At 53.9% G+C, this 23,811-nt stretch carries 23 protein-coding genes; 11 read left to right on the plus strand and 12 right to left on the minus strand.

The genetic code is table 11. The features are described from left to right. The first annotated feature begins 44 nt into the window (after positions 1-44). Positions 45-1,370 (plus strand): hypothetical protein, encoded by a 1,326-nt coding sequence (locus ACXIZX_RS21345; RefSeq protein ID WP_479404950.1) that lies wholly within the window; start codon positions 45-47, stop codon positions 1,368-1,370. Here the strand turns inward: ACXIZX_RS21345 and ACXIZX_RS21350 are convergent. The 3 genes from ACXIZX_RS21350 to ACXIZX_RS21360 all read right to left on the minus strand — a co-directional run bounded on the left by ACXIZX_RS21350 (position 1,357) and on the right by ACXIZX_RS21360 (position 3,862). Continuing rightward, positions 1,357-2,085, minus strand: coding sequence for a molybdate ABC transporter substrate-binding protein (locus ACXIZX_RS21350; RefSeq protein WP_479404951.1), 729 nt, complete (start codon positions 2,083-2,085; stop codon positions 1,357-1,359). The genes ACXIZX_RS21345 and ACXIZX_RS21350 overlap by 14 nt on opposite strands. After that, on the minus strand, positions 2,054-3,124 hold the full coding sequence (locus tag ACXIZX_RS21355; RefSeq protein ID WP_479404952.1) for an ABC transporter substrate-binding protein: 1,071 nt from the start codon (positions 3,122-3,124) through the stop codon (positions 2,054-2,056). The genes ACXIZX_RS21350 and ACXIZX_RS21355 overlap by 32 nt, the downstream gene beginning before the upstream one ends. An 87-nt stretch (positions 3,125-3,211) precedes the next feature. Beyond that, on the minus strand, positions 3,212-3,862 hold the full coding sequence (locus ACXIZX_RS21360) for a TetR/AcrR family transcriptional regulator (protein ID WP_479404953.1): 651 nt from the start codon (positions 3,860-3,862) through the stop codon (positions 3,212-3,214). 91 nt (positions 3,863-3,953) lie between these two features. On the opposite strand from ACXIZX_RS21360, the gene ACXIZX_RS21365 reads away from it, so the two are divergent. The 3 genes from ACXIZX_RS21365 to ACXIZX_RS21375 all read left to right on the plus strand — a co-directional run bounded on the left by ACXIZX_RS21365 (position 3,954) and on the right by ACXIZX_RS21375 (position 5,115). Continuing rightward, entirely contained in the window at positions 3,954-4,211 is a 258-nt protein-coding gene (locus tag ACXIZX_RS21365; protein WP_154191121.1) for a YdgH/BhsA/McbA-like domain containing protein, read from the plus strand. Between the two features lie 76 nt (positions 4,212-4,287). Next, the gene (locus tag ACXIZX_RS21370; RefSeq protein WP_061719207.1) at positions 4,288-4,731 is read left to right on the plus strand and encodes a DUF417 family protein; all 444 of its coding nucleotides are present in this window, start codon (positions 4,288-4,290) and stop codon (positions 4,729-4,731) included. Positions 4,732-4,779: 48 nt separating this feature from the next. Further along, positions 4,780-5,115: a DMT family transporter gene (locus ACXIZX_RS21375; RefSeq protein WP_008106908.1), complete on the plus strand. Its 336-nt coding sequence runs from the start codon at positions 4,780-4,782 to the stop codon at positions 5,113-5,115. Between the two features lie 38 nt (positions 5,116-5,153). Here the strand turns inward: ACXIZX_RS21375 and ACXIZX_RS21380 are convergent, their stop codons facing one another. Further along, positions 5,154-6,206: an SDR family oxidoreductase gene (locus ACXIZX_RS21380; protein ID WP_479404954.1), complete on the minus strand. Its 1,053-nt coding sequence runs from the start codon at positions 6,204-6,206 to the stop codon at positions 5,154-5,156. Positions 6,207-6,303: 97 nt separating this feature from the next. On the opposite strand from ACXIZX_RS21380, the gene ACXIZX_RS21385 reads away from it, so the two are divergent. The 4 genes from ACXIZX_RS21385 (at position 6,304) to biuH (ending at position 10,854) form a co-directional block, all read left to right on the plus strand. Continuing rightward, entirely contained in the window at positions 6,304-7,203 is a 900-nt protein-coding gene (locus ACXIZX_RS21385; protein ID WP_479404955.1) for a LysR family transcriptional regulator, read from the plus strand. A gap of 199 nt (positions 7,204-7,402) precedes the next feature. Continuing rightward, positions 7,403-8,851 carry an amidase gene (locus ACXIZX_RS21390; protein ID WP_479404956.1) on the plus strand — a complete coding sequence of 483 codons (1,449 nt, stop codon included), beginning with the start codon at positions 7,403-7,405 and terminating at the stop codon, positions 8,849-8,851. Continuing rightward, positions 8,844-10,154 carry a purine-cytosine permease family protein gene (locus tag ACXIZX_RS21395; RefSeq protein WP_479404957.1) on the plus strand — a complete coding sequence of 437 codons (1,311 nt, stop codon included), beginning with the start codon at positions 8,844-8,846 and terminating at the stop codon, positions 10,152-10,154. The genes ACXIZX_RS21390 and ACXIZX_RS21395 overlap by 8 nt, the downstream gene beginning before the upstream one ends. Beyond that, positions 10,147-10,854 carry a biuret amidohydrolase gene (gene biuH / locus ACXIZX_RS21400; RefSeq protein ID WP_479404958.1) on the plus strand — a complete coding sequence of 236 codons (708 nt, stop codon included), beginning with the start codon at positions 10,147-10,149 and terminating at the stop codon, positions 10,852-10,854. The genes ACXIZX_RS21395 and biuH overlap by 8 nt, the downstream gene beginning before the upstream one ends. A 4-nt stretch (positions 10,855-10,858) precedes the next feature. Here biuH and ACXIZX_RS21405 read toward each other — a convergent pair whose 3' ends face one another. Further along, positions 10,859-11,761: a LysR family transcriptional regulator gene (locus ACXIZX_RS21405; protein WP_479404959.1), complete on the minus strand. Its 903-nt coding sequence runs from the start codon at positions 11,759-11,761 to the stop codon at positions 10,859-10,861. 162 nt (positions 11,762-11,923) lie between these two features. On the opposite strand from ACXIZX_RS21405, the gene ACXIZX_RS21410 reads away from it, so the two are divergent. Further along, a complete protein-coding gene (locus tag ACXIZX_RS21410; protein WP_479404960.1) occupies positions 11,924-12,937 on the plus strand; it encodes a zinc-dependent alcohol dehydrogenase family protein in 1,014 nt (337 codons plus the stop codon). A gap of 2 nt (positions 12,938-12,939) precedes the next feature. Here the strand turns inward: ACXIZX_RS21410 and ACXIZX_RS21415 are convergent, their stop codons facing one another. From ACXIZX_RS21415 to betI, 4 genes are all read right to left on the minus strand, one after another. After that, the gene (locus ACXIZX_RS21415; protein WP_479404961.1) at positions 12,940-13,848 is read right to left on the minus strand and encodes an alpha/beta hydrolase; all 909 of its coding nucleotides are present in this window, start codon (positions 13,846-13,848) and stop codon (positions 12,940-12,942) included. A gap of 253 nt (positions 13,849-14,101) precedes the next feature. Beyond that, entirely contained in the window at positions 14,102-15,781 is a 1,680-nt protein-coding gene (betA, locus tag ACXIZX_RS21420; RefSeq protein ID WP_479404962.1) for a choline dehydrogenase, read from the minus strand. Between the two features lie 28 nt (positions 15,782-15,809). Then, positions 15,810-17,282, minus strand: a complete 1,473-nt coding sequence (betB, locus tag ACXIZX_RS21425; protein WP_479404963.1) for a betaine-aldehyde dehydrogenase — start codon at positions 17,280-17,282, stop codon at positions 15,810-15,812. Positions 17,283-17,295: 13 nt separating this feature from the next. After that, positions 17,296-17,889, minus strand: coding sequence for a transcriptional regulator BetI (betI, locus tag ACXIZX_RS21430; protein ID WP_008106889.1), 594 nt, complete (start codon positions 17,887-17,889; stop codon positions 17,296-17,298). 256 nt (positions 17,890-18,145) lie between these two features. Between betI and ACXIZX_RS21435 the strand changes: the two genes are divergently transcribed. Together ACXIZX_RS21435 and uvsE are read left to right on the plus strand one after the other, a co-directional pair. Beyond that, positions 18,146-20,176, plus strand: coding sequence for a choline transporter (locus tag ACXIZX_RS21435; protein ID WP_008106887.1), 2,031 nt, complete (start codon positions 18,146-18,148; stop codon positions 20,174-20,176). 218 nt (positions 20,177-20,394) lie between these two features. Further along, positions 20,395-21,369: a UV DNA damage repair endonuclease UvsE gene (gene uvsE / locus ACXIZX_RS21440; RefSeq protein WP_479404964.1), complete on the plus strand. Its 975-nt coding sequence runs from the start codon at positions 20,395-20,397 to the stop codon at positions 21,367-21,369. Here the strand turns inward: uvsE and yfiB are convergent. From yfiB to yfiR, 3 genes are read right to left on the minus strand one after another with little or no spacing between them, the layout of a single operon-like run. Beyond that, positions 21,356-21,829 (minus strand): outer membrane lipoprotein YfiB, encoded by a 474-nt coding sequence (gene yfiB, locus ACXIZX_RS21445; RefSeq protein ID WP_179452993.1) that lies wholly within the window; start codon positions 21,827-21,829, stop codon positions 21,356-21,358. The genes uvsE and yfiB overlap by 14 nt on opposite strands. Then, the gene (dgcN, locus tag ACXIZX_RS21450; protein WP_008106879.1) at positions 21,826-23,040 is read right to left on the minus strand and encodes a diguanylate cyclase DgcN/YfiN; all 1,215 of its coding nucleotides are present in this window, start codon (positions 23,038-23,040) and stop codon (positions 21,826-21,828) included. Before dgcN ends, yfiB begins: the two co-directional genes overlap by 4 nt. 1 nt (position 23,041) lies before the next feature. After that, entirely contained in the window at positions 23,042-23,602 is a 561-nt protein-coding gene (gene yfiR, locus ACXIZX_RS21455) for a regulatory sequestration protein YfiR (RefSeq protein ID WP_179452994.1), read from the minus strand. Positions 23,603-23,811: the final 209 nt, after the last annotated feature.

Below are 23,811 nucleotides of genomic sequence, written 5' to 3' on the forward strand. Positions count from 1 at the left end.
CAGAGCGTACTGAGCTTTGAGTTAAGCGCTGGAGTGTTCATTTGTTGCGATTACTGTTTCTGCTGATGGGTGGGCCGGCACTCAGATCCGGCTGGCCTTATCTCGCCGCGTTAGGTGTGATTTGTCTGGGGGCCAGTGCCGGGATCGTCATGGATCTGCTGCAACATGGAACGGTCTCCTTTCCCTTGCAACTTTTAGGCATGTTTTTGGCGTTAGAGGGCGGAGCGGAAGCGCTAAATGCATTTTATGCCCCCGCCGGTATCGCCTGGCCGTCTTTGATGAAATCGACGATATTGCTGATCTTTGGCACGCTGGTGTTTCTCGCTCCCCACGACAGCGGCGTTTGTCTTTCACTGGCATTCGCCACAGTATTTTTACTCGATGGCGGTTTTCGCGTCATCTCATGTTGTCTGATGCGCTGTCGGCGCTGGACGCGCAAGTTAACGCTCGGCTGTAGCGAGTTGGTGTTCAGCGTGCTGATTGCCACCAACTGGCCGCTATCACCGCATGTGATTGTGCCACTGTGTTTTGCGCTGTTGCTGTTGGGTTGGGGCATCAATCTGTTGGTGATGACGGCACAAATCCACGCCTTGCCCGCCAACACCAGCGTCACCGCATTGCCAATGTTTACGCGTGCCGGTCTGCGTGCGCCGCACGGATTAGGCTATGTGCATCCGCCGATGAGTCAGAATGCGGTGAGCACGCCACTTAACGTCTACATCTGGACGCCGGTGGGTTCCGGCGATGTGGCAGGTCGTCGTCCGTGGTTTGATCGCTGGGTGGCGGCGATTGACCATCGCGGCGAAGTCTCTACCGGCCATACCTCGCTGGAAATGGGCGAAGAGATTTACATCAGCCTCTATCCTGCGGATGACGTTTCCCGCGATTTTCGTGGCTTTCTGAAAACGTTACGCGCGAAAGAGGAGTTTGATGTAGAAGGTTGTTTCCTGCCTTCACTGGAGAAAGAGATTAAGGCGTGGTGTCGGCCCGACAAACGCCTGACGCTGCCACATTATAATCAGCAAGCGCTGCGTAATTTCTGGCTCAGCAACGCCAGCGACACGCGCTATAACCTGACCTCACGTAACTGTTCCACCAGCGTGATTCAGGCGCTGGATGTCGCCACCGAAGGTTTGCTGGGCGAGCGCGGTTTGCAGGGTTTATGGGTGCTGTTTAATCCTGACTTCTGGCTGTTGAGCCTGGTGCGCAGTCGCGCCGAAGGCATGACCTGGACGCCGGGATTGGTGATGGATTATTGCCTGCTGCTGCGCCAGGTTTTGGCACCGGCACAGCGCTTGAGTCGCTATAAAAGGGCGGCGAGTTGGCTGCAGCAGCAGCTTGGAAATAAGCGTTCGGCTACCGATCCGTAAACGGTATAAAACCGTGCTGCTGCAGAATTGTTTGCGCCGCAGCGGATGAGAGAAATGCCGCGAAAGGCTGTGCGGCAGCTGAGCAGTACGCCCAACCGTATTCGGCCTGAACGTTGAAGGGCGCGGGGATGTTTATCACCTGTAACTGCGGGCAGCGCCGCAAGCGCGGCGCATAGCTGGCGTAACCGATAAACATGTCAGCGTGTTGCTGCTCAATCAACCATTGTGCTGCCAGTTCACCAGCGGGCACCACCAAACTGTCTGGACCGCCGACCAAAGCACGCGCTTTGGTTTTCAGCATCATTCCTAATCCGGGATGCCGTTGCTTAATGTTATCAAACAGTTGCCAGGTGTAATCACCCGAAGGATCGCTGAGCGGCGTTGTGGTCGCTAAGCGCAAATCATCCCGGCACAGCAGCGATAACCAATCATCATTTTGCGTGACAATGTCACGCTTTACCGTCAGGCACAGCGTATTAGCGGCAAACAATCCTACTTCTGATGCGCGTCCAGACTGCAAAAGCGCCTCAGGATGCTGCTTGTTGGCGGAAGCAAAAAAGTCGCAGGGTTCACCTGCTTCGATCCGCTGGCGCAGCAGGCCCGCTGGACCGAAATTGGTGGTGACTGTAAGGCCGCAAAGCGCGCTAAATGCCGCCACCAAATCCGGCCACACGGCGCGCAAGCTACCGGCGGCCAGAATCTTCAGCGTGGTCATGATAATGCGTCCGGTAGAAGCGCTGATACCAGCGATCGGCTTGTTGTTGCATATCGATGTCGCGGAATTTTTCCGGATAGAGCTTTTTCGCCATCCAAAGTTCGCCGAGGCCAATCGCTTCTGGCATCGGATAGCCCCATGCTTTGGCGTATTCCGGCATTAGCCACACCCGATGATTTTTCACCGCGTCAATGGTTTGCCAGCGCGCATCCTGTTGGATCTCCGGCACCACGTTGGGATAGCGATCCTGCACGAAAATCACCTGCGGATTCCACGCCACAACCTGTTCCATGCTGACCTGTTTGAAACCTTGCACGGTCGCGGCCGCCACGTTGAATGCGCCCGCATGCGCCATCATCAAGCCGGTGTATTTGCCCGAGCCGTACGTGGTGATGTCGGGATTCGCCATATAGGCGCGTACGCGCTGTTGTTCGGGCAGATTCTTCAAACGATCGCTGACGATTTTGCGTCCGGCAAAGGCGGCATCAATCAATTCCTGTGCCTGTTTTGGCTTGTTAACCACATTGCCAATCAGCGTGATGCCTTCCTTAATGCCGAGATCGTAAGCCTGGTCTTCATTCTGCATGCTGGGATTGATTTTGCCTTGCTGACCGGCGTCATCGTGACGCAGTGAAATCGCCAGCACCGGAATGCCCAAGGCAGAAATCTGGTCGATCATCTCTTTCGGCGCATAGTTGGTGACAAACACCACCTGCGGATGCAGCGCCACCAGCTTTTCCAAATCGACATGCGTCAAATCGCCCAGCATCGCTTTTTGCGTTAGTTCCGGCACCAATTGCGCATAACCCTCACCTAATTGCTGCTTCCAGTTCGCCAAAATCCCGACGATTTTATCGGTGGCGTTGAGCTGCACCAGCAGGTTCAGGGTTTGATGTTGCAGCACCACCACGCGATCAATCTTGTCCGGAATCGTCACCTGACGGCCAATTTGATCGGTGACGACGCGGCTGGCATAGCTGTGCAACGAGGCGAAAGTGAGTAATCCCGCGAGAATAATCCGCTTAAAAGAGATGTGCATAAAGGCTCCTGAATTCGATATGCACCGGAGTATATAGCGATTAACCAGGCGGAGATATGGCTGTTTTGAACATCACAATACGCGGTGTTACTCGCACATCACTGCGTCGATCATCTTATCGATCATACTGTTAATCACCTTCTGATCAGGATTATCCAGCGCCATCAGGGCTAAACCGCTTTCGAAAGTCAGAATAAATTCAGCGGTTTCTCCAGGAGATAATTTGCCTGAAAGGGTGTTGTTCTGCTGTGCACGCTGCGCTTCCTCGATGATCCACACTTTAAATGCATGACGTTCATTGAATAACTCAGCGCCTAACGATGAGGCTTCAGGGCGAAATGAGAGCGCGGAAAACACCAACAAGCAGCCTGGCGGTTTGCCTTCGCAGGAAAAAAGGTTAAACGCCGAAAACAGGAACTGCTTAATCTTATTGTTAAAACTCAACTCCTCTGAGGAAAGAATCTTCTCCAGATCCGCCAGCCACGTCGTTTTGTAGTGTTCAAGCGCAGCGATAAACATCCCTTCTTTATTACCAAAGGCCTGGTACAAGGTGGCGGGTTTAGTACCCGTTGCCTGGGTAAGATCGTTGAGTGAGGTGGCTTCATAACCTTTGTTCGCAAAGATCGAGAACATGATCGCCGCCAGCTCTTCTTTAGGTAACAGACGCGGTCTGCCTGATTTTTTGTTGACATTCATTGACATAACTCCCTCTCGACCTGAACTTTCTGATAAAGTCATCACATATTTTAGTGTTCACTAATAAAATGTGATGCGTTTGCTCTTAAGCTGCGTTATATATTTTAGCGAACACTAACAAAAGGAAGATATTATGAAAAGCGCAATCATCGCAGTTTTGGTTTTGATCCCATTTTTCTCTAACGCAGCTCAGGAACTCACGCGTAACAGCAGTGAAAATGTGGTGCGTACCGGCAGTATCAGCGTGCAGGGCGGTACGCACAGTGAACTGGTGACAAAATTGGCGGCGAAAGCCGAGATGAAGGGCAGTGATTTTTATCGCGTGACCTATATCAACACGCGTAATCAGGGTTATGCCTCCGCCACCTTATATGACAGCGTTGAGATGTAATCGACATCATGAACCATGACTTTATGCCAGCTCATTTCTTATTGAGCTGGCTGCATAAATCACTGGAGAGTTTATTATGACAACAGCTAAACAAGTCTGTACTTCACGAGTGGTCCATTTTCTCGCGAGCAAAGAACCGATGGTGTTGAGATTATCGGTGATTATTATTTTCCTGGTATTTGGTATGGCAAAGTGGTTTGAATTTGAAGTTCAGGCGCTGGAGCCCATATTTACCAAAACATGGCTGAGTATTTTTCCCTACTTCCTTGGCCTGCACGGCAGCAGTTATTTTCTTGGTGTGGTTGAACTCATCACGGTTATTCTGCTTATTGCGGGTTTTAAACGTCCGGATTTAGGCATGATAGGCGCGGGATTGTTGATTCTTACCGGATTAGTCACGCTAAGCCTGTTACCGCAGTTGGGCGGACTCGATTCGTTTATTTTCAAAGATATTATGGTGGTGGCGATTGGTCTGACGTTACTAAAGCGCGATCTAATCCGTTGGAAAAACAACCTCTAACAGCTACTCTATAATGCGTGTTTACTCTCGGGTATTTAAGAGGGCTTTATGAATAATGTTTACGTGATACTGGCGATATCCATCGTCGCTGAGACGATTGCCACAACCATGATGAAGGCTTCGCAAGGATTCTCACGCCTTATTCCCAGCGTGGTTGTGGTAATCGGTTATGCCATTTCATTTTATGGATTATCTCAAGTGGTTAAACAGATGAATGTCGGCATTGCTTATTCTATCTGGGCCGGAATGGGCATATTTTTGGTGTCGGTCATGTCTTATTTTTTCTACAACCAGAAACTGGATTTTGCTGCAATGGCGGGCTTAATGTTAATCGGGCTGGGCATTGTAGTGATTCAGGTTTTCTCTAAAACTATTTTGCATTAATCGATTAATAACAGGGAAGCGCAGGCTTCCCTGTTGGCTTAAGGGATAATGCGTGCTGCGCGTAACTGCGTAAACAGCGTAAAGAACATCTCATCCGTTGCCTGATATCCGCTAAAACCCGCGCGCCGCAATTTGCTGCCGTCACCAAACATGTCGTAATCCCAGCCAAAGACAAAATCGGCAAATTGCCCATCATTCAGTTGCAAGATATCCGGCTCGATCAGCTGATATTGCTCAGCGAGAGTTTGCCATTGATCGCGGTAATCCTGGAAAAGCTGATGAAACGACAGATTTACCGCTGGCGCGCATTCCAGTTCAAACCAGCGGGCGATCGCCGGCCATAATTCGCTCCAGCGCCACAAATCGCCGTTGTTGACGTTAAATGCCTGATTGTGGGCGCCAGGCGCATTGGCCGCCCACAGCGTGGCCTGCGCCAGCAATCCGCCATCGGTGTGATCGACCATGCTGTGCCAGGCGAGTGAAGAACCGGGAAAACGTAGCGGCAAACCCTGAGATTTACACAGCGATGCATACAGCGCGATGCTCAGCGCCAGGTTCATGGCATTGCCGGGCAGCGCGCTGCCGACCACGCCGGGTCGCAGGGCATGCCAGTGCCAGCTTTTTCCGCGTTGAAAGTCACTGAGCCAGCGCAGCTGTTCCGCATTGAATTCGGCTCCCGCCACGCCGGGATCGCTTTCTCGCGCGGGCGTTTTAAACGGCCCTAAATGCGCGCCATACACTTTGTATCCCTGCATCAAACTGACGCTGCGCAGCAGCGCGACCTTATCGATGTTAACTACCAGATTGCGCAGCATCGTCACGTTAGGCTCGACCATCTCGCGCCAGCTGGCGGCATTCAGCCACGCGCTGTAGAAGATATGCGTGACCTTATTGAGCGGGGCCAGCGCCTGCGCGCTCTGTTGCGCATCCAGCAGATCAACGTGGATGAAAGGGATATCGTGCGTTGAGATTGCGGGCTGGCGCGTCAGGCCGATTATCTGCCAATCCTGCTGACGCAGTGCGGTGACCAGCTGACTGCCAACAATCCCGGTCGCGCCTGCTACCAATGCGACGTTATGTGTTTGCGACATGATGATTCTCCTGTGAACAAGACAGCTGCAGTGTTATCTATTATTTTTATTGCTGATATCCCACAATTCAGATGTCACTTATCAGAAAAATCATTAAATGAATAACAAACTCAACGCCATCAACACCTTCATTCGCGTGGCGCAAGCCGGATCGTTTTCGGCGGCGGCGCGCCTGTGCGGCATGAAACAGTCCGCCGTGAGCCAGCAAATCGCCGCGCTGGAGGATGAACTCGGGATCGTGTTGCTGCACCGCACTACGCGCGCCATGAAATTGACCGAGCAGGGCGAGCGTTATTTGCAGCAGATGCAGCCGCTGCTTGCTGCCATGCAGGAAGTGGAGAGCCAGTTGCGACCGGCGCAGCAAGCGTTGCATGGCAGCGTGCATATCCAGTTACCCAGCGGATTAGGCCAGCGCTTTCTGCCGCATTTGCTGGCGCTGCAAACAGCAAATCCCGAACTGCATCTGACCATTGCGCTCGACGATCGTGTGGCTGAACTGGTGAGTGAAGGCGTGGATATCGCGTTGCGCCTGAGTGAAATGCCGCCTGAGATGTTTCCGGCGCGATTACTGGCGCGTATTGAAACGCCGCTGTTCGCTGCGCCTGAACGGGTACGCGCGACGTCGATTACCACGCTGACAGAGTTGGCGGCGCATCCGCATGTCCGCTTCAGCGGCATCGATAAAGAGGCGCCGCTGCGCCTGATATCCCATCAGGAAAGCGTGGCGATGGCGGTCAATACCGTGTTTCGTGCCAACAGCAGCGAAGGATTGTTGCAGGCGCTGCAGGCGAATATTGGTGTCGGCGGCATGCAATTACCGCTGGTGCACGAAGCGTTGCAATCAGGAAAGCTGGTGCGCATCCTGCCACAATATCGCCTGCCAGATCGTTTTCTCTACGCGGTGTTTCCCGACGCGCGCTTCATCCCGCTGCGCGTTAGACGCGTGGTTGAAGTGATCGAACAGGTTCTGGTGGATTTAATCCCGGCTGCTGATTAAGCCGCTCTCCATTGTGGCGCATGGCTGCGCCATTTTCGTGCTTCTTTTCTCCACATCTGCATTGTAAAGAAACATAAGTATTCGATCTTGTATCCAAGAGCGTATCCCATCTGGCCTGGCAGCCAGCACTCTCATTTTCGGCGTTTTTTGGCACGCAAACTGCAACGTTTCCGATAAGTCATAAATCGGGAGTATTCGCATGTTTGATGCACTGTTGGATGAAGATGCCACCACGCTGGCGGCGTTAATTCGCAGCGGCGACGTTTCGGCGCAGGAAGTGACGCAAGCCGCAATCGATCGCATGGAGCAGCGCGAGCCGCAGATTCAGGCGTTTTGTACCGCCACGCCACAGCTGGCGCTGCAACAGGCGGCCGCCGTTGATGCAAAGCGCGCGCGCGGCGAACCGCTGGGTGCGCTGGCGGGCGTGCCGCTGGCGGTGAAAGACCTGATTTGCACCGCAGGTGTAAAAACCACCTCGGGATCGCATGCCTACGCCGATTTTGTCCCGGAAGAGGATGACATCACGGTTGAACGTCTGCTGGCAGCCGATGCCGTACTGCTGGGGAAAACCACCGCGCCGGAGTTTGGTTATAGCGGCGTCGGGCATAATCCGCTGTTTCCTTCACCGCGCAATCCGTGGGATCTCAGCAAAACGCCGGGCGGTTCCAGCGCCGGTTCCGGTGCGGCATTGGCAGCGCGCCTGTGTCCGATTGCCTTAGGCAGCGACGGCGGCGGTTCGGTGCGCATCCCTGCTGCGCACTGCGGCGTGTTTGGTCTGAAAGCCTCTATGGGGCGTGTACCTTTGTGGCCGGGATGTCGTGATGAGCGTTATCCCGGCGTTTCCAGTTGGGAATCGCTGGAGCATATCGGCCCGATGACGCGTTCAGTGCGCGACAGCGCGCTAATGATGTCGGTGATGGCGGGGCCCGATATGCGCGATCGCCACTCGATTCCCTGCAATGACGTCGATTGGCTGGCCGCGCTGGAAAAGCCGCTCAGCGGTCTGCGCATCGCCTTTAGCGCAGATTTCGGTTACATCGCCGTCGATGCTGAAGTGCGTGACGTTGTCACTCAGGCCGCACGCCGTTTTGCCCGTGAACTGGGTGCGCAGCTTGATGAAGTTGATCCCGGCATCGCCGATGAAGGCGCCACCTTCGCTGCGCTGGTGGCCTTTGAAAGCGATCTTTCCGGCATGCGTAACATGCAAGCTGAACTCGGTTCACGTATGTCACCGCATCTCAGCGCCATGCTGCAACGCGACTGGCGCGCTGAAAACTTTACCGACGCCAACACCACGCGCAAAAAGCTGTGCAACCAGATGTGGCGCTTTATGCAGCACTACGATCTGCTGCTATCGCCAACGCTGGCGGTGCCGCCATTCCCGCTCAATATGCAGGGACCGGAGATTATCGATGGCCGCATGGTGCGCAGCGATCACTGGCTCTCCTTCTGCTTCCCATTCAATTTTACCGGCCAACCGGCGGCGTCTGTTCCCGCGGGCTTTACCGCCAGCGGATTGCCGATTGGCATGCAAATCGTTGGTCGTCATCTGGACGATGGCCTGGTGCTGGCGGCAAGTGCCGCATTCGAGCGCATACAACCCTGGAATCACATCACACCTGTTTCAATCGGAGTTGCCCATGACTAACAAAAATTCACCGGCTTTAGAGCAGGAGTTCGAGCACGAACCGGTTCCGCTCAGCCATCGCCACTCGACCGGTTCGGTGTCGGCGGTGTGGTTTGGTTTTCCGATGATCCTCACCAATGCGCTGTTTGGCGGCATCATTACCTGGCATCTCGGCTTCTGGCCGGCGCTGATTGCCATTTTGCTCGGCAATCTGGTGCTGTTTGCCTATGTCGGCGCGCTCAGCTGGTTCGCGGGTAACACCGGCATGAACTTCGCGCTGCAGGCGAAACGGACTTTTGGTACCAAAGGCTACATTTTGGTTTCGGGCTTCCTTTCTACCGTGGTGATTGGCTGGTACGCCTTTCAGACTGGTTTAACCGGCACGGTGATCAATCAAACCTTTGGCTGGAACGCGCTGGCGGTGACGGCGTTTGCCATGGTGCTGTATACCGCCATCACTTTCCTCGGCGTGCGCGCGTTGTCAGTGCTCGGCATGATCGCGGCACCGCTGTTCGTGGTATTGGGTTTGGTGGCGCTGTGGCTGATTGGGAAGGATCATGATTTTAGCACCATCACGCAGTTTACCGGCAGCAGCAGCGCGGTAGGTGCGATGAGCATGGGCACCGCCGTGACAATGGTGGTGGCCGGATTCGCCGATTCCGGCACCATGACGGCAGATTTCACCCGCTGGTCGAAAGACGGTAAATCCGCGGTGATTGCCGCGTTCTCCGCGTTCCCGGTGGCGAACGTTATCTCTTATTTGTTTGGCGTGGTGATTGTGGCGGTGGGCGCGGCTGTCGATCCGGCGAGCAACGGCGGCAACTTCCTGCCAATGCTAATGGGTCACGGCATGCTGCTCTCGGTGATTGCCTTCCTGTTTGTGTTTATCAATCTCGGTTCGGTGTGTACGCACTGCCTGTATAACGGCGCGGTCGGCTTTAGCCATCTGTTCAGCAGTAAAATGCGTTTGTGGACGGTGCTCCTCGGCGTGATCGGCGGGGCGCTGGCGCTGGCTGGTGTGTGGTCCTATTTCCTCGAATGGCTGAGCTTGCTCGGCATCGTGGTGCCGCCGTTTGGCGCGGTGATGATTGTCGATTTGATCTTCATGGCCAAAATCAGCGAGCAGCGCAAATTGCGCCGCATGCGCGGCAGCGCCTTTGCCGCCTGGGCGATCGGCAGCTTGTGTGCGGTGATTGCGCATATCGCCTTCCCGCAGTTTGGTGAAGCGGTGATTGGCCTGGTCACTGCCGCCGCCAGTTACACGCTGATTGTGAAACTGAAACGTGAAAGTACGGTAAATGTAATGGAGGAAAAAAATGCCTGATTACGCCATTGATTCAACCCCTTACTCGTGGCCGTATGACGGCCGCTGCAGCCCGCAGGACACCGCATTGATCGTGATCGATATGCAAACCGATTTCTGTGGTAAGGGCGGTTACGTCGATAGCATGGGCTACGACATTGCTTTAACGCGCGCGCCGATTAAGCCGCTGCAGCAAGTGCTGGCAACGATGCGCGAATTGGGCTTCCCGATCATCCATACACGCGAAGGACATCGGCCGGATTTAAGTGATTTACCCGCCAACAAGCGCTGGCGATCAAAGCGTATGCAGGCAGAAATCGGCGCGCCCGGTCCATGCGGGCGGATTCTGGTGCGCGGTGAACCGGGCTGGGAGATTATCCCGGAGCTTGCGCCGCTGCCGGGGGAAGTCATCATTGATAAACCGGGCAAAGGTTCGTTTTATGCCACCGATCTCGAACTGATCCTGCGCAGTCGTGGCATTCGCAATCTGATCATCAGCGGCATCACCACCGATGTCTGCGTTCATACCACGCTGCGCGAAGCCAACGATCGCGGCTTTGAGTGTCTGGTGTTGTCAGATTGCTGTGCGGCGACCGAGCTAAAACACCACGAAGCGGCGCTCAGCATGATCCATATGCAAGGCGGGATTTTTGGTGCAGTAGCCAGTTCGCAGACCTTGCTGGCGGGGTTGGCCAGCAAGCAAACGGTGGCGGTGGATTAGCTGTTTATTGGTGTTTTTCGGCAAACATCGCCGAGAACCAGTCGATAAATACCCTGACCTTCGGTGCAAGATAGCGGCGGTCAGGGTACACAATTGAGACAGGTTTGGTGACGGGGGTGAAATCGGTTAACACTTCCGTCAAGCAACCCGACTGAATATGCGGTTCCAGTGCCGCGCGTAATGCATGCACCATTCCCATCCCCGCCAGCCCGCAGGACAGCAGCACATCAGAATTATTCACCAACATCTGGCTGCCGGGACGTCGCGAGATAATGTCGCCTGCACTGACAAACTTCCACTCCATCACTTCACGGCTGTGCTCACTGAAAAAGTTGATGGCTTTGTGATGCCTTAAATCATCTGGTGTCAGCGGCGTACCGCATTTTTCGAGGTATGACGGCGCAGCGCAGGTCGCCATTACAACGTTACCTACGCGTCGCGAAATAAAGCTGGAATCATCAAGTTCGCCCAGACGAATCACGCAGTCGATCCCTTCCTGGATTAAATCTGTCAGGCTATCTGAAGCCGTCAATACGATTTCAATTTCAGGATAGCGCGCCTGAAACTCGGCTAACGAAGGGATAAGGATCGTGTGCGTCAGCGCCAGCGGCGCGTCAATGCGCAGAAGCCCGCGCGGTGGTTGATTCGAAGAATAGGAGGCCTTCATGTCATTGACGTCAGCGAGCAGGGCTTTTGCGCGTTGATAAATCTCATCACCTTCAGTCGTGGTATTCAGGCTGCGCGTGGTGCGATGCAACAGTTTTACGCCTAGCTCATCTTCTAAATGCTGTACGGCTTTACTCACCGCAGGACGATGCAACTGCAAAGCATCAGCGGCTTTAGTGAAACTGCGTAATTCCACTATCTGCACAAAAATACCCATTAACTCAAACATATTGCCGCGCATTGTCTATTTTCCGCTGCATGAGATTAACCCTTGCTGCGAATTATACCCCAGCCGCATTGTTTCCCCTGCAATAACAGTGACGTTCTTTTTTGTGGCTTTTTCCAACAGCCTGCGCTCACTACTCTTGTCCTCTCTGACTTGTTCATCGTGGAAGCGACAGAAATGAAAGCATGGTTACTGAAAGATTTTGGTCTGGAAAATTTGCAGCTTGATGAGGTGCCAACGCCAACGCCAGGACCCGGAGAATTGCTGGTTAAAGTGGGCGCGGTATCCCTGAACTTCAGAGATAAAGCGATTATTGAAGGATTTTATGAACCGCATCTGGTGCCTAAGCCGCTCATTCCGGTGTCGGATGCCGCAGGCACCGTGGTCGCAGTCGGTGAGGACGTCACTCGCTTTAGCGTAGGCGAACGGGTTAATTCCCATCTCTATTCTCGCTGGTTAGACGGCGAGCCTGCCGCAGATGAACCTGCCTGGTGTCTGGGCATGCCACTGCCCGGTGGCCTGGCGGAATATATGATCATTCATGAAAACAGCGCAGTGAAAGCGCCAGACAGCATGTCTGATGAGGAAGCCGCCACGCTGCCGATCGCCGCGTTAACCGCATGGTACTCGCTAATGGATATTGGCAATCTGCAACCTGGACAAACGGTGCTGGTGCAAGGAACCGGCGGTGTCTCGGTTTTTGCCGCGCAGATAGCCCATGCGTTCGGCGCTCGCGTTATTGCGACATCGAGCAGCGATGCCAATCTTGAGCGAATTAAGGCGCTGGGCGCTGATGAAGGGATCAACTATAAAACGCATCCCGAATGGGAAAAACAGGTGCTGGCGTTGACCGGCGGAAAAGGCGCCGATATTACCGTTGAAGTCGCGGGCGGGGCCGGTATCAATCAGTCTATCGCCGCGACAAAAGTTGCCGGCACCATCGCGCAAGTTGGGTTCCTGACGGGGCAAACATCGCAGCTGGATTTAATGCCGCTGATTTTCCGTCAGACAACGCTTCGCGGTATTGCTGTTGCACCACGTTCATCCTTTGATCGTATGAGTCCGTTTCTTGATGAGCATAATATCAAGCCCGTGATTGAGCAGGTTTATCGCTTCAACGACGCGATCGATGCGTTCAAACACCTTTCACGCGGTGCATTTGGCAAAATTGTTATCAAGATGGACAGCTAAAATCAGAGATTAGCCATCAACCACTTCTGATAGCGCTCCGGCCACGCCATTGTGGGCGTGCCGGGCCTGCCCATACCAAATCCATGTCCGCCACTGCTGTAGCGATGCATCTCCACGGGCACGTGCTGGCGCTTACAGGCGTCAGCCATAATCAGCGTGTTATGCGGATCGGAAATCGGATCATCCTCTGCCTGCACCAGAAAGAAGGGCGGCGATTGCGGATTAACAAACTCCTGCACCGACCATGCGGCATCTTCACTGGCGGGCGCATTTTTACCAACCAGGATTTTGTGGGTTGAGGTGTGCGTGTAAGGCGGCTCTAACGTGATGATGGGATAGATCAGCGCAGCGCGATCGGCCGTGGCGGGAAGGTTATCCAGTGCATCGGTGGCACTATACGAGCGGAGATCCGCGCGCGTGACCGCCATACCAAGCAGATGCCCACCGGCGGAAAATCCCAGCACACTGACATGCTTTTCACGCTGCCGCACCACGCGCAGCGCGCGCTGTGCATCCTGCAGTGAAACCATCGCGCCATCTTTCCAGCCTTCATGCGGCAAACGATAGCTCAGCACATAAGCAGTATACCCGCGCGCCGTCAACCAGGCTGCGGCGGGCCAGGCTTCTTTGCCCATTTCAATGCGCGTATAACCGCCACCAGCGGCGATCAATACCGCTCGGCCATTGCGCGAGGGCGGCGTCATTACTGTAAGCGTCGGCCGCACGATATTGCGCTGCGCACCTTTGGCTGAAATCACCAGATCGCCAGCAGGGCCGCCGCCGCCCGGCGGTAAATCCGGCCATAGCGGTATAACTTGAGTTGTTACGCGCGCTGGAGCTGCCCAGGTTAGTCCGCTGCGTACGGCCAGCGTGGAAAGTGTCAGATACGATAAAAAGTGGCGGCGGTTCATGGCGAATCCTCATGAAATTAGAGGCTTATTGAAGCAGATAAATCAGTAGAGAAGATGAAGAGGGCGTTGCTTTGTATTACCAAATGCAACGGAGGGATAATTAAGGTTTATAGTTACAACATACTTTTAGTGGGTTGTTAATTGTAAGTTGTAGACATTGTGCGGAGTTCAATTTGTCCAATGCTTAAGGCACGAGTTGCAGCTTGATTTGTGACAAAAGAAAAGGGCGACTAACGTCGCCCCCGAATCAATTTCACCCACGCATCGGTTCAGCGCGCACCGGTTTATCACCGGCAACAAAGTAATCCGCTTCGCTGCGCGGCAGCGGCTGGCGGCCACGAATGTTGTCTGCGATTTTCTCGCCGATCATGATGGTAGTGGCATTGAGGTTACCGGTGATGATCAACGGCATGATTGAGGCATCCACCACGCGCAGCGCTTCGACGCCATGCACGCGGCCTTCGCCATCAACTACCGACATCTCGTCAGAACCCATTTTACAGGTGCCACACGGGTGATAAGCCGTTTCGCCGTGATTGCGCACAAACTCATCCAACTGCTCATCGGTCTGGCAATCCAGGCCTGGGCTGATTTCTTTGCCGCGATATTTATCCAGCGCCGGCTGGTTAATGATCTGACGCGTGATACGAATCGCATCGCGGAATTCCTGCCAATCCTGTTCGTGTGACATGTAGTTGAACAGAATCGCCGGATGGCGGCGCGGATCGCGTGATTTCAGGCGCACATGGCCGCGGCTCGGTGAGCGCATCGAACCAACGTGACACTGGAAACCGTGCGCTTCCACCGCGTTCGAGCCATTGTAGTTAATCGCTACCGGCAGGAAGTGATACTGAATATTCGGCCAGCTGAACTCTTCACGGCTGCGAATAAAACCACCGCCTTCAAAGTGGTTGCTGGCGCCGACGCCGGTGCCGTTAAACAGCCACTCCGCACCAATTTTCGGCTGGTTCCACCACTTCAATGCCGGATAGAGCGATACCGGCTCTTTGCACTCATATTGCAGGTACATTTCGAGGTGATCCTGCAAGTTCTCGCCTACGCCCGGTAAATCATGCACCAGCGGGATATCAAACTGTTTCAGCAGTTCAGCGGAACCGACACCGGAACGTTGCAGAATCTGCGGCGAGGCGATGGCACCGGCGCACAGCAGCACTTCACGGCGCGCATGTGCTTGATGCGACGTATTGCTGGAACCCAGCAGATACTGCACGCCTACCGCGCGTTTGCCTTCAAACAGAATGCGGTCAGTGGTTGCATGGGTGACGATTTTCAGGTTCGGGCGCGTTTTCGCGGTATCGAGATAGCCGCGCGCGGTGCTGGAGCGGCGACCTTTCGGCGTCACAAAGCGATCCATTGGCCCGAAGCCTTCCTGCTGATAACCGTTGAGATCGTCAGTGCGCGGATAACCCGCCTGCACGCCGGCTTCAATCATTGCGGCGAACAGCGGATTGTTACCTGGTTTACAGGTGGTGATGCTCACCGGACCTTCGCCGCCGTGATAATCATTGGCACCGATATCGCGCGTTTCAGATTTACGATAGTAGGGCAGGCAGTTCAGGTAGCTCCAGTTTTCCAGGCCAGGTTCATTGGCCCAGTTATCGAGATCCATCGCGTTACCACGGATGTAGCACATGCCGTTGATCAGCGACGATCCGCCCAAACCTTTACCGCGTCCGCACTCCATGCGGCGATTGTTCATATACGGCTCAGGTTCGGTTTCGTACGCCCAGTTGTAGCGTTTTCCCTGCAGTGGGAAAGCCAGCGCCGCAGGCATCTGCGTGCGGAAGTCGAAGCGGTAATCTGGGCCGCCCGCTTCTAAAAGCAGCACATTGACGCTGCTATCTTCGGTCAGTCTTGTTGCCAAAACGTTCCCTGCGGATCCGGCTCCGATAATGATGTAATCAAATTCCATTAGTCGTTCCTCAGGTTAAAAGCCAAAATTAAAATACGGACTGAAAACGGGTCATTTCGAGCTGCACAGATTTCACCTGCGTGTAGTTTTGCAGCGTCATCAGGCCATTTTCGCGGCCGACACCCGAATGCTTGTAACCGCCGACAGGCATCGCGGCGTCAGATTCGCCCCAGGTATTGATCCAGCAGATACCTGCTTCAATCTGATGAATCACGCGGTGCGCGCGGTTGAGATCCTGAGTTACCACACCGGCAGCCAAGCCAAATTCGGTGGCGTTGGCGCGGCGAATCACTTCTTCTTCACTTTCGTAGCTCAGAATCGACATCACCGGTCCGAAGATCTCTTCGCGCACAATGGTCATCTCATCGCGACAGTCGGTGAACACGGTCGGTTCCACCCATGCGCCGTTATCGAAAGCTGCGCCGCTCAGGCGTTTACCGCCGCACAGCAGACGCGCCCCTTCGCTGATGCCGGATTCGATAAAGCGCATTACGTTGTCGCGATGTGCGAAGCTCACCAGCGGACCGAAGTTGGTATCAGGATGGTTGAGATCGCCCGCCTTGATACGCGCCACGCGCTCGGCGATTTTCGCTTCAAACGCCGCTTGCAACGTAGCCGGGATAAACACGCGCGTGCCGTTGGTGCAAACCTGTCCCGAGCTATAGAAGTTCGCCATCATGGCGATATCAGCGGCGAGGTCGAGGTCGGCGTCATCGAAGATGATCAGCGGTGATTTACCGCCCAGCTCCATGGTGACGTCTTTCAGCGTGGAACCAGCCGCATTCGCCATCACTTTCTTACCGCTGGCGACGCCGCCGGTGAAGGAGACTTTATCGATGCCCGGATGATCGGTGAGCAGTTGGCCAGTAACCGCGCCGCGACCGTTCAGCACATTGAACACGCCGTTTGGTACGCCCGCTTCGGTGTAGATTTCTGCCAGCTTCAGCGCGGTGAGCGGCGTGACTTCGCTTGGTTTGAAGATCATCGCGTTACCGGCGGCCAGCGCAGGTGCTGATTTCCACAAGGCGATCTGAATCGGGTAGTTCCACGCGCCGATACCAGCCACCACGCCCAATGGTTCGCGGCGGGTATACACGAAAGAAGTATCGCGCAGCGGGATTTGCTGGCCTTCCAGAGAAGGAATCAAGCCCGCGTAGTACTCCAGCACGTCGGCACCGGTCACGATATCCACATATTGAGTTTCACTCAGCGGTTTACCGGTATCGAGAGTTTCCAGCGCGGCCAGTTCGTCGTTGCGCTCACGCAGAATATCGACCGCACGACGCAGGATGCGCGAACGTTCCATGGCGGTCATCGCCGCCCAGACTTTCTGGCCTTTTTTCGCTGCGGCAACGGCGCGATCAACGTCTGCGCGATCGGCTTCATGCACGTCGGCCAGCACTTCGCCGTTTGCCGGGTTGATGGTCTGGAATGTGTTACCTGCCGCAGCGGGAACCAATGCGCCATCAATATAAAGGTGTTGCTCGGTGAATCGGGACATGATTTCTCCTTCCTCAGTGATTCTGGTCAGCCAATTGCTGACGAATGAATTGGGTGGTGAGCTGTCTGGCGATAGCCAAATCGAACGGTTTACCGCTGAGCGCAGCGCGCAGCCACAGGCCATCAATCAGCGAGGCGAGGCCATGTGCCGCCAGGCGCGCCTTTTCGCGCGGAATAACGCGACGAAATTCGGCTGCCAGCGTGGAAAACAGACGACGGCTGCTTACGCGCTCTAAGCGGCCCAACTGTGGCTGATGCATGCTGCTGGCCCAGAAATCCAGCCAGGCTTTCATCGCGGCGCTGTGCACCTGCGAATCATCAAAGTTGCCTTCCACAATCGCCAGCAGGCGCGCTTCGGTGCTGGCGTCGGCCAGCGGTTTTAACCTTGCTGCTACCGCATCACGCAGCTGACGGGTTACGTCACGCATCGTGGCTTCCAGCAGACCGTTCTTGTCTTTGAAGTAGTGGCTGATGATGCCTGTCGATACACCAGCACGTCGCGCAATCTGCGCAATGGTGGCGTCGTTGATCCCGACTTCGTTAATGGTGCTCAGGGTCGCATCAATCAGTTGCCGACGACGTATCGGCTGCATTCCCACCTTTGGCATAACACTCCAGCTCCACCGCAATGTAAGGACACTATTAAAACTTTTTTTGATTGCACGTTCAATATAAAAAAGAAATTTGTTAGGATGCTGTGCTTGGATTGTTACAAAAACGAAGCGGTGAGTTGAAGGGATCTCAGCAGGTGCGTACTCACGCGCACCCCACGAAAACCGCACTTTCCCTCGTCGGGACGCCATTAATGGCGACCTAATCAGGGTTCATTGGCACGTACTACAGGAAATTAACCAGAGGTAATCGATGATTAATCCACCTGCCAGTGAAAAAGACAGAATCAATCCTGTGGTGTTTTACACCTCAGCCGGACTGATTCTGACATTTTCACTTGTCACGATTTTTTACAGCGAACTCGCTGCCAGCTGGCTTCTGACCGCCGTCAATTGGGTCACGTCCACGTTTGGCTGGTACTACATGCTCGCTGCCACGCTGTACATCGTGTTCGTCATCTATATGGCGTGTTCGCGCTACGGCGCGATCAAACTCGGGCCGGAGCAATCTAAACCCGAGTTCAGTTTGCTGAGCTGGTCGGCGATGCTGTTTGCCGCCGGTATCGGTATTGACCTGATGTTCTTCTCGGTTGCCGAACCGGTAACGCAATATATGCAGCCGCCAGAAGGTGCAGGGCAGACCATGGAAGCCGCGCGTCAGGCGATGGTGTGGACGCTGTTCCACTATGGCGTCACCGGCTGGTCGATGTACGCATTGATGGGCATCGCGCTCGGCTACTTCAGCTATCGCTACAACCTGCCGCTCACTATACGTTCAGCGCTTTATCCAATTTTCGGCAAACGCATTAATGGCCCGATTGGTCACACGGTGGATATCGCTGCCGTGATCGGCACCATCTTTGGTATCGCCACCACCTTAGGGATTGGTGTGGTGCAGCTGAACTACGGCCTCAACGTGCTGTTCGATGTGCCGGAAGGTTTCACGGCGCAGGCGGCGCTGATTGTGCTGTCGGTGATCATCGCCACCATTTCAGTGACCTCCGGCGTGGATAAAGGCATCCGTATTCTCTCTGAGTTAAATGTCGCGCTGGCGCTGGGCTTGATTCTGTTCGTGCTGTTTATGGGCAAAACCGATTTCCTGCTCAACGCGCTGGTGCTGAACGTCGGTGATTACGTCAATCGCTTTATGGGTATGACGCTGAATACTTTTGCCTTCGATCAGCCACGCGAGTGGATGAATAGCTGGACGCTGTTCTTCTGGGCGTGGTGGGTTGCCTGGTCACCGTTTGTCGGCTTGTTCCTCGCACGTATCTCGCGCGGTCGTACTATTCGTGAGTTTGTGTTGGGTACGCTGATAATCCCGTTCACCTTTACGTTGCTGTGGCTGTCGGTGTTTGGTAACGCGGCGCTGTATGAAATCATCCACGGCGACGCGGGCTTTGCCCAGGAAGTGATGGCGCATGCCGAGCGCGGCTTCTACAGCCTGCTGGCTCAGTATCCGGCGTTCAAGTTCAGTGCTTCGGTGGCCACCATCACCGGCATGCTGTTCTACGTGACCTCGGCGGATTCCGGTTCGCTGGTGCTGGGTAACTTCACCTCGAAGCTGAAAGACATCAACAGCGATGCACCGAACTGGCTGCGTATCTTCTGGTCGATTGCGATTGGTGTGCTAACGATGGGTATGCTGATGACCAACGGTATTTCTGCGCTGCAGAATGCCACGGTAATCATGGGCTTACCGTTTAGCTTTGTGATCTTCTTTGTGATGGCCGGCCTGTATAAATCGCTGAAGGTGGAAGATCATCGCCGTGCCAGCGCCAGCCGCGACACTGCGCCGTACATTCCGGCCAGTAACGATCGCCTGAGCTGGAAAAAACGTCTGTCGCGCCTGATGAACTATCCGGGCACGCGCTACACGCAGAAGATGATGGAAGAGGTGCTGTTCCCGGCGATGCAGGATGTGGCGAAAGAGCTGGAGCTGCGCGGCGGACGTATCTCGCTGGAGCGCGCCGAGCCAGAAGAGGGGCAGCCGCTGGGGCACCTTGATCTGCGTGTATTGCTGGGCGAAGAGCAGGATTTCGTGTATCAAATCTGGCCGCAGCAGTATTCGGTTCCGGGCTTTACCTATCGTGCACGCAGCGGTAAGTCGACCTATTACCGTCTGGAAACCTTCCTGCTGGAAGGCAGCCAGGGCAACGATTTGATGGACTACAACAAAGAGCAGGTGATTATCGATATACTCGATCAGTACGAACGTCACCTGAACTTTATCCATCTGCATCGCGAAGCACCGGGCAGCAATATGACGTTCCCGGACGTGTGATTTATCCAGGTCGCCATAAATGGCGACCCTACAAAATACTGCTCATGTCACCTTGCGGTCGCCATAAATGGTGACCCTACAAAACCACTTATCTCACCGTAGGGTCGCCATTCATGGCGACCTTCTCATATCGCTCGTAAATGCTTCATTCCTGGCTTTGGCCCGTGCACATTCTCCAATCACAGCTACACTATCAGGCTGATTAAATGGGGGATGAAATGAAATTAGGCTTTGCTTGTAAGTATCTGGATCAACAGGCTAAACAGCCGTATCCCTTCAAAAGCACCACGCGCACGCGCTTTCTCGGCCTTGACGATGATTCACGCATCACGCTGCTGAACCAGCTGGCGCAAAACAATCTGCACAATCTCCTTCTCACGCTCGAACAGCTTGTCACTCAGCCGGAAGCGCTGCGCATGATGCGCATCGGCAGCGATCTATTGCCGCTGTATACCGTGCCGGAAGCAACGCAGCTATATGGTGAATTATTGTCCGACCTCACGCCGTTATTTCGTCGTTGTGGCGAGCTGGCGCGTGCCAATAATATCCGCCTGTCATTCCATCCCGGCCAATATACGGTGCTGGCATCCGATAACGATGGTGTGGTCGATCGTGCAATTGAAGACGTGGAGTATCACACCACCTGCGCGGTATTAATGGGTTATGGCCGCCAGTTTCAGGATTTCAAAATCAATATCCATATGAACGGTAAAAAGGGTTTCGAGGGATTTCGCGCTGCATTTCTGCGGCTGAGTCCTGAAGCGCGCAATATGCTAACGGTGGAGAATGATGAAATATCCTGTTCACTGGACGATGTGTTGCAGGCGCGTGAGCTGTGTCCGGTGGTGTTGGATATTCACCATCATTGGGTGAAAGAGAATCACTATATTCAGGCAGACGATACGCGCATCGCGCTAATCAAAGAATCGTGGCGCGGAGTAAGGCCAGTTTTGCACTATTCAATTGCGCAGGAAGGTCTGATTCCCGATTACGGTTTTCCGGACCAGCAGGATTTGGCGGTATCGAAAAGCAAACTTCGCGCCCATGCCGATTATTACTTTAATCAAAGCTTAAATGATTGGGCGCTGTCGTTTAACGCCTTCGATATTATGTGCGAAGTGAAGATGAAGAATTTAGCGCGCGACCGCCTTTATGATTATGCGATTGCGCGCCAGATTATCACGGCGCCGTAATCACAATCGCCACGCGGCGATTTTGTGCGCGGTCCTGCGCGTTGTTATTGCTGGCAATCGGTGCGCTCATGCCTAATCCGCGCGTAATAATATTTTCGCGCGGAATCGCGGCGCCTGTTGCCCATTGTGTTGCGACGGCGTTGGCTCTTTTCAATGAGAGTTGCTGGTTGTAATCCGCTTTGCCGTAATTATCGGTATGACCATCGATACGCACATGGTTAATACCGGTCGCCGCCAGATTTTTCGCCATCGACTGAATATTCTCTTTGCTGGCGGGAGTGAGTTGCGCTTCATTGACGCCAAACAGGATTTTGTCCGACAAGCCTAATCCCCAGCCTTCAGTATTTTGGCTGAATCCGGCATTGCGCATTGCCGCAATCTGCTCGTCACTGAAACGTCCCTTTGTCTGGCAACCGACCAGCGCTAACACACACACCATCAGGAAAATTTTCATCTTCATATCCGCACCTTACTCATTCCCTTGTTTTTGTACATGTTCATATCTGCGCGTTCCAGAATCGACTCAACGGTATCACCGTGCTGCGACCAGGCGTAACCAATGGTCACCGAAGTAGAAATCGGTGTGCCTTCCGCAATAATGATTTTCTGGCTGATCGATTCGCTAATATCCTGCATCAACAACTGCAGTTGTGCGTCGCTGGCGCGGCTGCTTATCAGCATGGCAAACTCATCGCCGCCTAATCGGGCGACCAGATCCTGCTTATAAGCCAATGTCGAAAGCCGTGAACCAATGGCTTTCAGCACCTCATCACCGGCCGCATGGCCCCAATTATCGTTGATGCTTTTAAAGCGATCGCCATCGAGAAACAGCAAAACGAAGCGCTCTTTCGCCAATTGCTGATCGAGCAACTGTGTTAAGCGCGCCACAAAGGCGGCGCGATTGGCGAGGCCGGTTAAAGGATCTTCCAGCGCTTTAGCCGCCAGCGTGCGGTTATCGCGCATCAGAGAAGCCTGCAGCGTCTGCATCTCGGTCAGCAACGAGTTGAGGTCATTTGAAAACAGCTGAAACTCGCGCGTTGGACTCTCCGGAATACGTAAGGAAAAATCACCGGAATGGATCACATAGTGAATCGAGCTGGTGATGTTGCGCAGCGAGGCGAGAATGCCGCGATGGAGAAACTCACTCAGCAGGAATGAAATGATTAATACACATAGCATGCCGCTGGTCAGAATCATCAGCGAATAACGAATGAAATCAGCCGCGCCGGTCACCGTACCTTCCAGCGTCAGCGTACCGACATTGGTTTCAGAGTGGATAATATTAACGCTAAACGGTTTGAGATAAATCCACTCACGTAATAAACGCGGATACCAGCCGGTTTGTTCCTGTTGATCATGCCAGTCCACTAAAACGGTTTGATCGTCAGTCACTAATTTCGCCGAATCAAACATACCTTCATTGCCGAGACGCGCGATTTTATTATGCGCGTCGTAGCTGTCTTCAAAAACCGTGGCGGCGGTCAGCGTGGTACTGAGCGTGGCGGCAATTAATTCGAGGTTTCTTTTCTCATAGCTTTTAATAAACAGCAGGGAAGTTGACGAGAGCAACAGCCAGCACAGCAATAAAATAACCGCCGAATTAATGGTGCTGATCTTGCGTAACTTGTTGCGAATCGATGATTTATCGTTGATTGAATTTTCTAATTTCATCTTATTTGCTTCCATTGCGGGACAGCAACAGCACGTCCGGACTCACCTTGACGCCGCTCCTGGCAAGCGAATCAAGGTTGACTGAGAACAGCGTGTGATCTGATTTAAAAATCAGGCAGAAAGCCGCCCCGACGGTACATTCCGCATTGTTCTCTGCAAGGGTTAATACCGCTTTACCCTTGAAGTGATTTAACAGTTCTAACTGTTGTTCTGGTGTCTGATCGCCAAAATAGACCGCATCGCACTGTTGCGTCGTTAGTTCGCTCTCGCTGGCAAGATAAACCACGCTGAACGGTACCGCTGAGGGCACTTTATTTTGTGGCAGCGAAAGATGCTGTGCAGAAGAAAATACGCAAAGCTGAGGCGCGCGGGTTAATCCCGGCCAATGGGTAAAACTAATAATGCCGCTGACAATGCGATTAGCTTTATCGTCTTTTATTTCAGCGATTGCTGAGCGAGAAATAAACAGCAGCAGAAAAAGGGCCATAATGACGATTTTGCAAATGTGGAGCAGGGAAAGCAGCACGTCGGCTTCCCGATGAATTTGATGTTTACGTAACATACTGCGTTCCCGAAAGTTCTTCGCATTATTCAGCGCGCAAATATTACCATCGCTGCGGTTAAAAAAGTACACATGTCCCCCGTAGGGTCGCCATTCATGGCGACCTTGCATGCATAAATGCACACCCTGAGAAAATCCCAGTGATATTAGTACCTGTCGATGCGCGAAATTATTTTATGGATAAACGGCCAAAAAGGGCGCATTTCGCG

Source organism: Candidatus Pantoea symbiotica (genome assembly GCF_056491525.1).

Excerpts from the sequence above, each read along its gene's own strand:
- ACXIZX_RS21350 (WP_479404951.1), bottom strand. The coding sequence starts at position 2,085 with ATGACCACGCTGAAGATTCTGGCCGCCGGTAGCTTGCGCGCCGTGTGG.
- ACXIZX_RS21355 (WP_479404952.1), bottom strand. The coding sequence starts at position 3,124 with ATGCACATCTCTTTTAAGCGGATTATTCTCGCGGGATTACTCACTTTC.
- ACXIZX_RS21360 (WP_479404953.1), bottom strand. The coding sequence starts at position 3,862 with ATGACTTTATCAGAAAGTTCAGGTCGAGAGGGAGTTATGTCAATGAAT.
- ACXIZX_RS21365 (WP_154191121.1), top strand. The coding sequence starts at position 3,954 with ATGAAAAGCGCAATCATCGCAGTTTTGGTTTTGATCCCATTTTTCTCT.
- ACXIZX_RS21370 (WP_061719207.1), top strand. The coding sequence starts at position 4,288 with ATGACAACAGCTAAACAAGTCTGTACTTCACGAGTGGTCCATTTTCTC.
- ACXIZX_RS21375 (WP_008106908.1), top strand. The coding sequence starts at position 4,780 with ATGAATAATGTTTACGTGATACTGGCGATATCCATCGTCGCTGAGACG.
- ACXIZX_RS21380 (WP_479404954.1), bottom strand. The coding sequence starts at position 6,206 with ATGTCGCAAACACATAACGTCGCATTGGTAGCAGGCGCGACCGGGATT.
- ACXIZX_RS21385 (WP_479404955.1), top strand. The coding sequence starts at position 6,304 with ATGAATAACAAACTCAACGCCATCAACACCTTCATTCGCGTGGCGCAA.
- ACXIZX_RS21390 (WP_479404956.1), top strand. The coding sequence starts at position 7,403 with ATGTTTGATGCACTGTTGGATGAAGATGCCACCACGCTGGCGGCGTTA.
- ACXIZX_RS21395 (WP_479404957.1), top strand. The coding sequence starts at position 8,844 with ATGACTAACAAAAATTCACCGGCTTTAGAGCAGGAGTTCGAGCACGAA.
- biuH (WP_479404958.1), top strand. The coding sequence starts at position 10,147 with ATGCCTGATTACGCCATTGATTCAACCCCTTACTCGTGGCCGTATGAC.
- ACXIZX_RS21405 (WP_479404959.1), bottom strand. The coding sequence starts at position 11,761 with ATGCGCGGCAATATGTTTGAGTTAATGGGTATTTTTGTGCAGATAGTG.
- ACXIZX_RS21410 (WP_479404960.1), top strand. The coding sequence starts at position 11,924 with ATGAAAGCATGGTTACTGAAAGATTTTGGTCTGGAAAATTTGCAGCTT.
- ACXIZX_RS21415 (WP_479404961.1), bottom strand. The coding sequence starts at position 13,848 with ATGAACCGCCGCCACTTTTTATCGTATCTGACACTTTCCACGCTGGCC.
- betA (WP_479404962.1), bottom strand. The coding sequence starts at position 15,781 with ATGGAATTTGATTACATCATTATCGGAGCCGGATCCGCAGGGAACGTT.
- betB (WP_479404963.1), bottom strand. The coding sequence starts at position 17,282 with ATGTCCCGATTCACCGAGCAACACCTTTATATTGATGGCGCATTGGTT.
- betI (WP_008106889.1), bottom strand. The coding sequence starts at position 17,889 with ATGCCAAAGGTGGGAATGCAGCCGATACGTCGTCGGCAACTGATTGAT.
- ACXIZX_RS21435 (WP_008106887.1), top strand. The coding sequence starts at position 18,146 with ATGATTAATCCACCTGCCAGTGAAAAAGACAGAATCAATCCTGTGGTG.
- uvsE (WP_479404964.1), top strand. The coding sequence starts at position 20,395 with ATGAAATTAGGCTTTGCTTGTAAGTATCTGGATCAACAGGCTAAACAG.
- yfiB (WP_179452993.1), bottom strand. The coding sequence starts at position 21,829 with ATGAAGATGAAAATTTTCCTGATGGTGTGTGTGTTAGCGCTGGTCGGT.
- dgcN (WP_008106879.1), bottom strand. The coding sequence starts at position 23,040 with ATGAAATTAGAAAATTCAATCAACGATAAATCATCGATTCGCAACAAG.
- yfiR (WP_179452994.1), bottom strand. The coding sequence starts at position 23,602 with ATGTTACGTAAACATCAAATTCATCGGGAAGCCGACGTGCTGCTTTCC.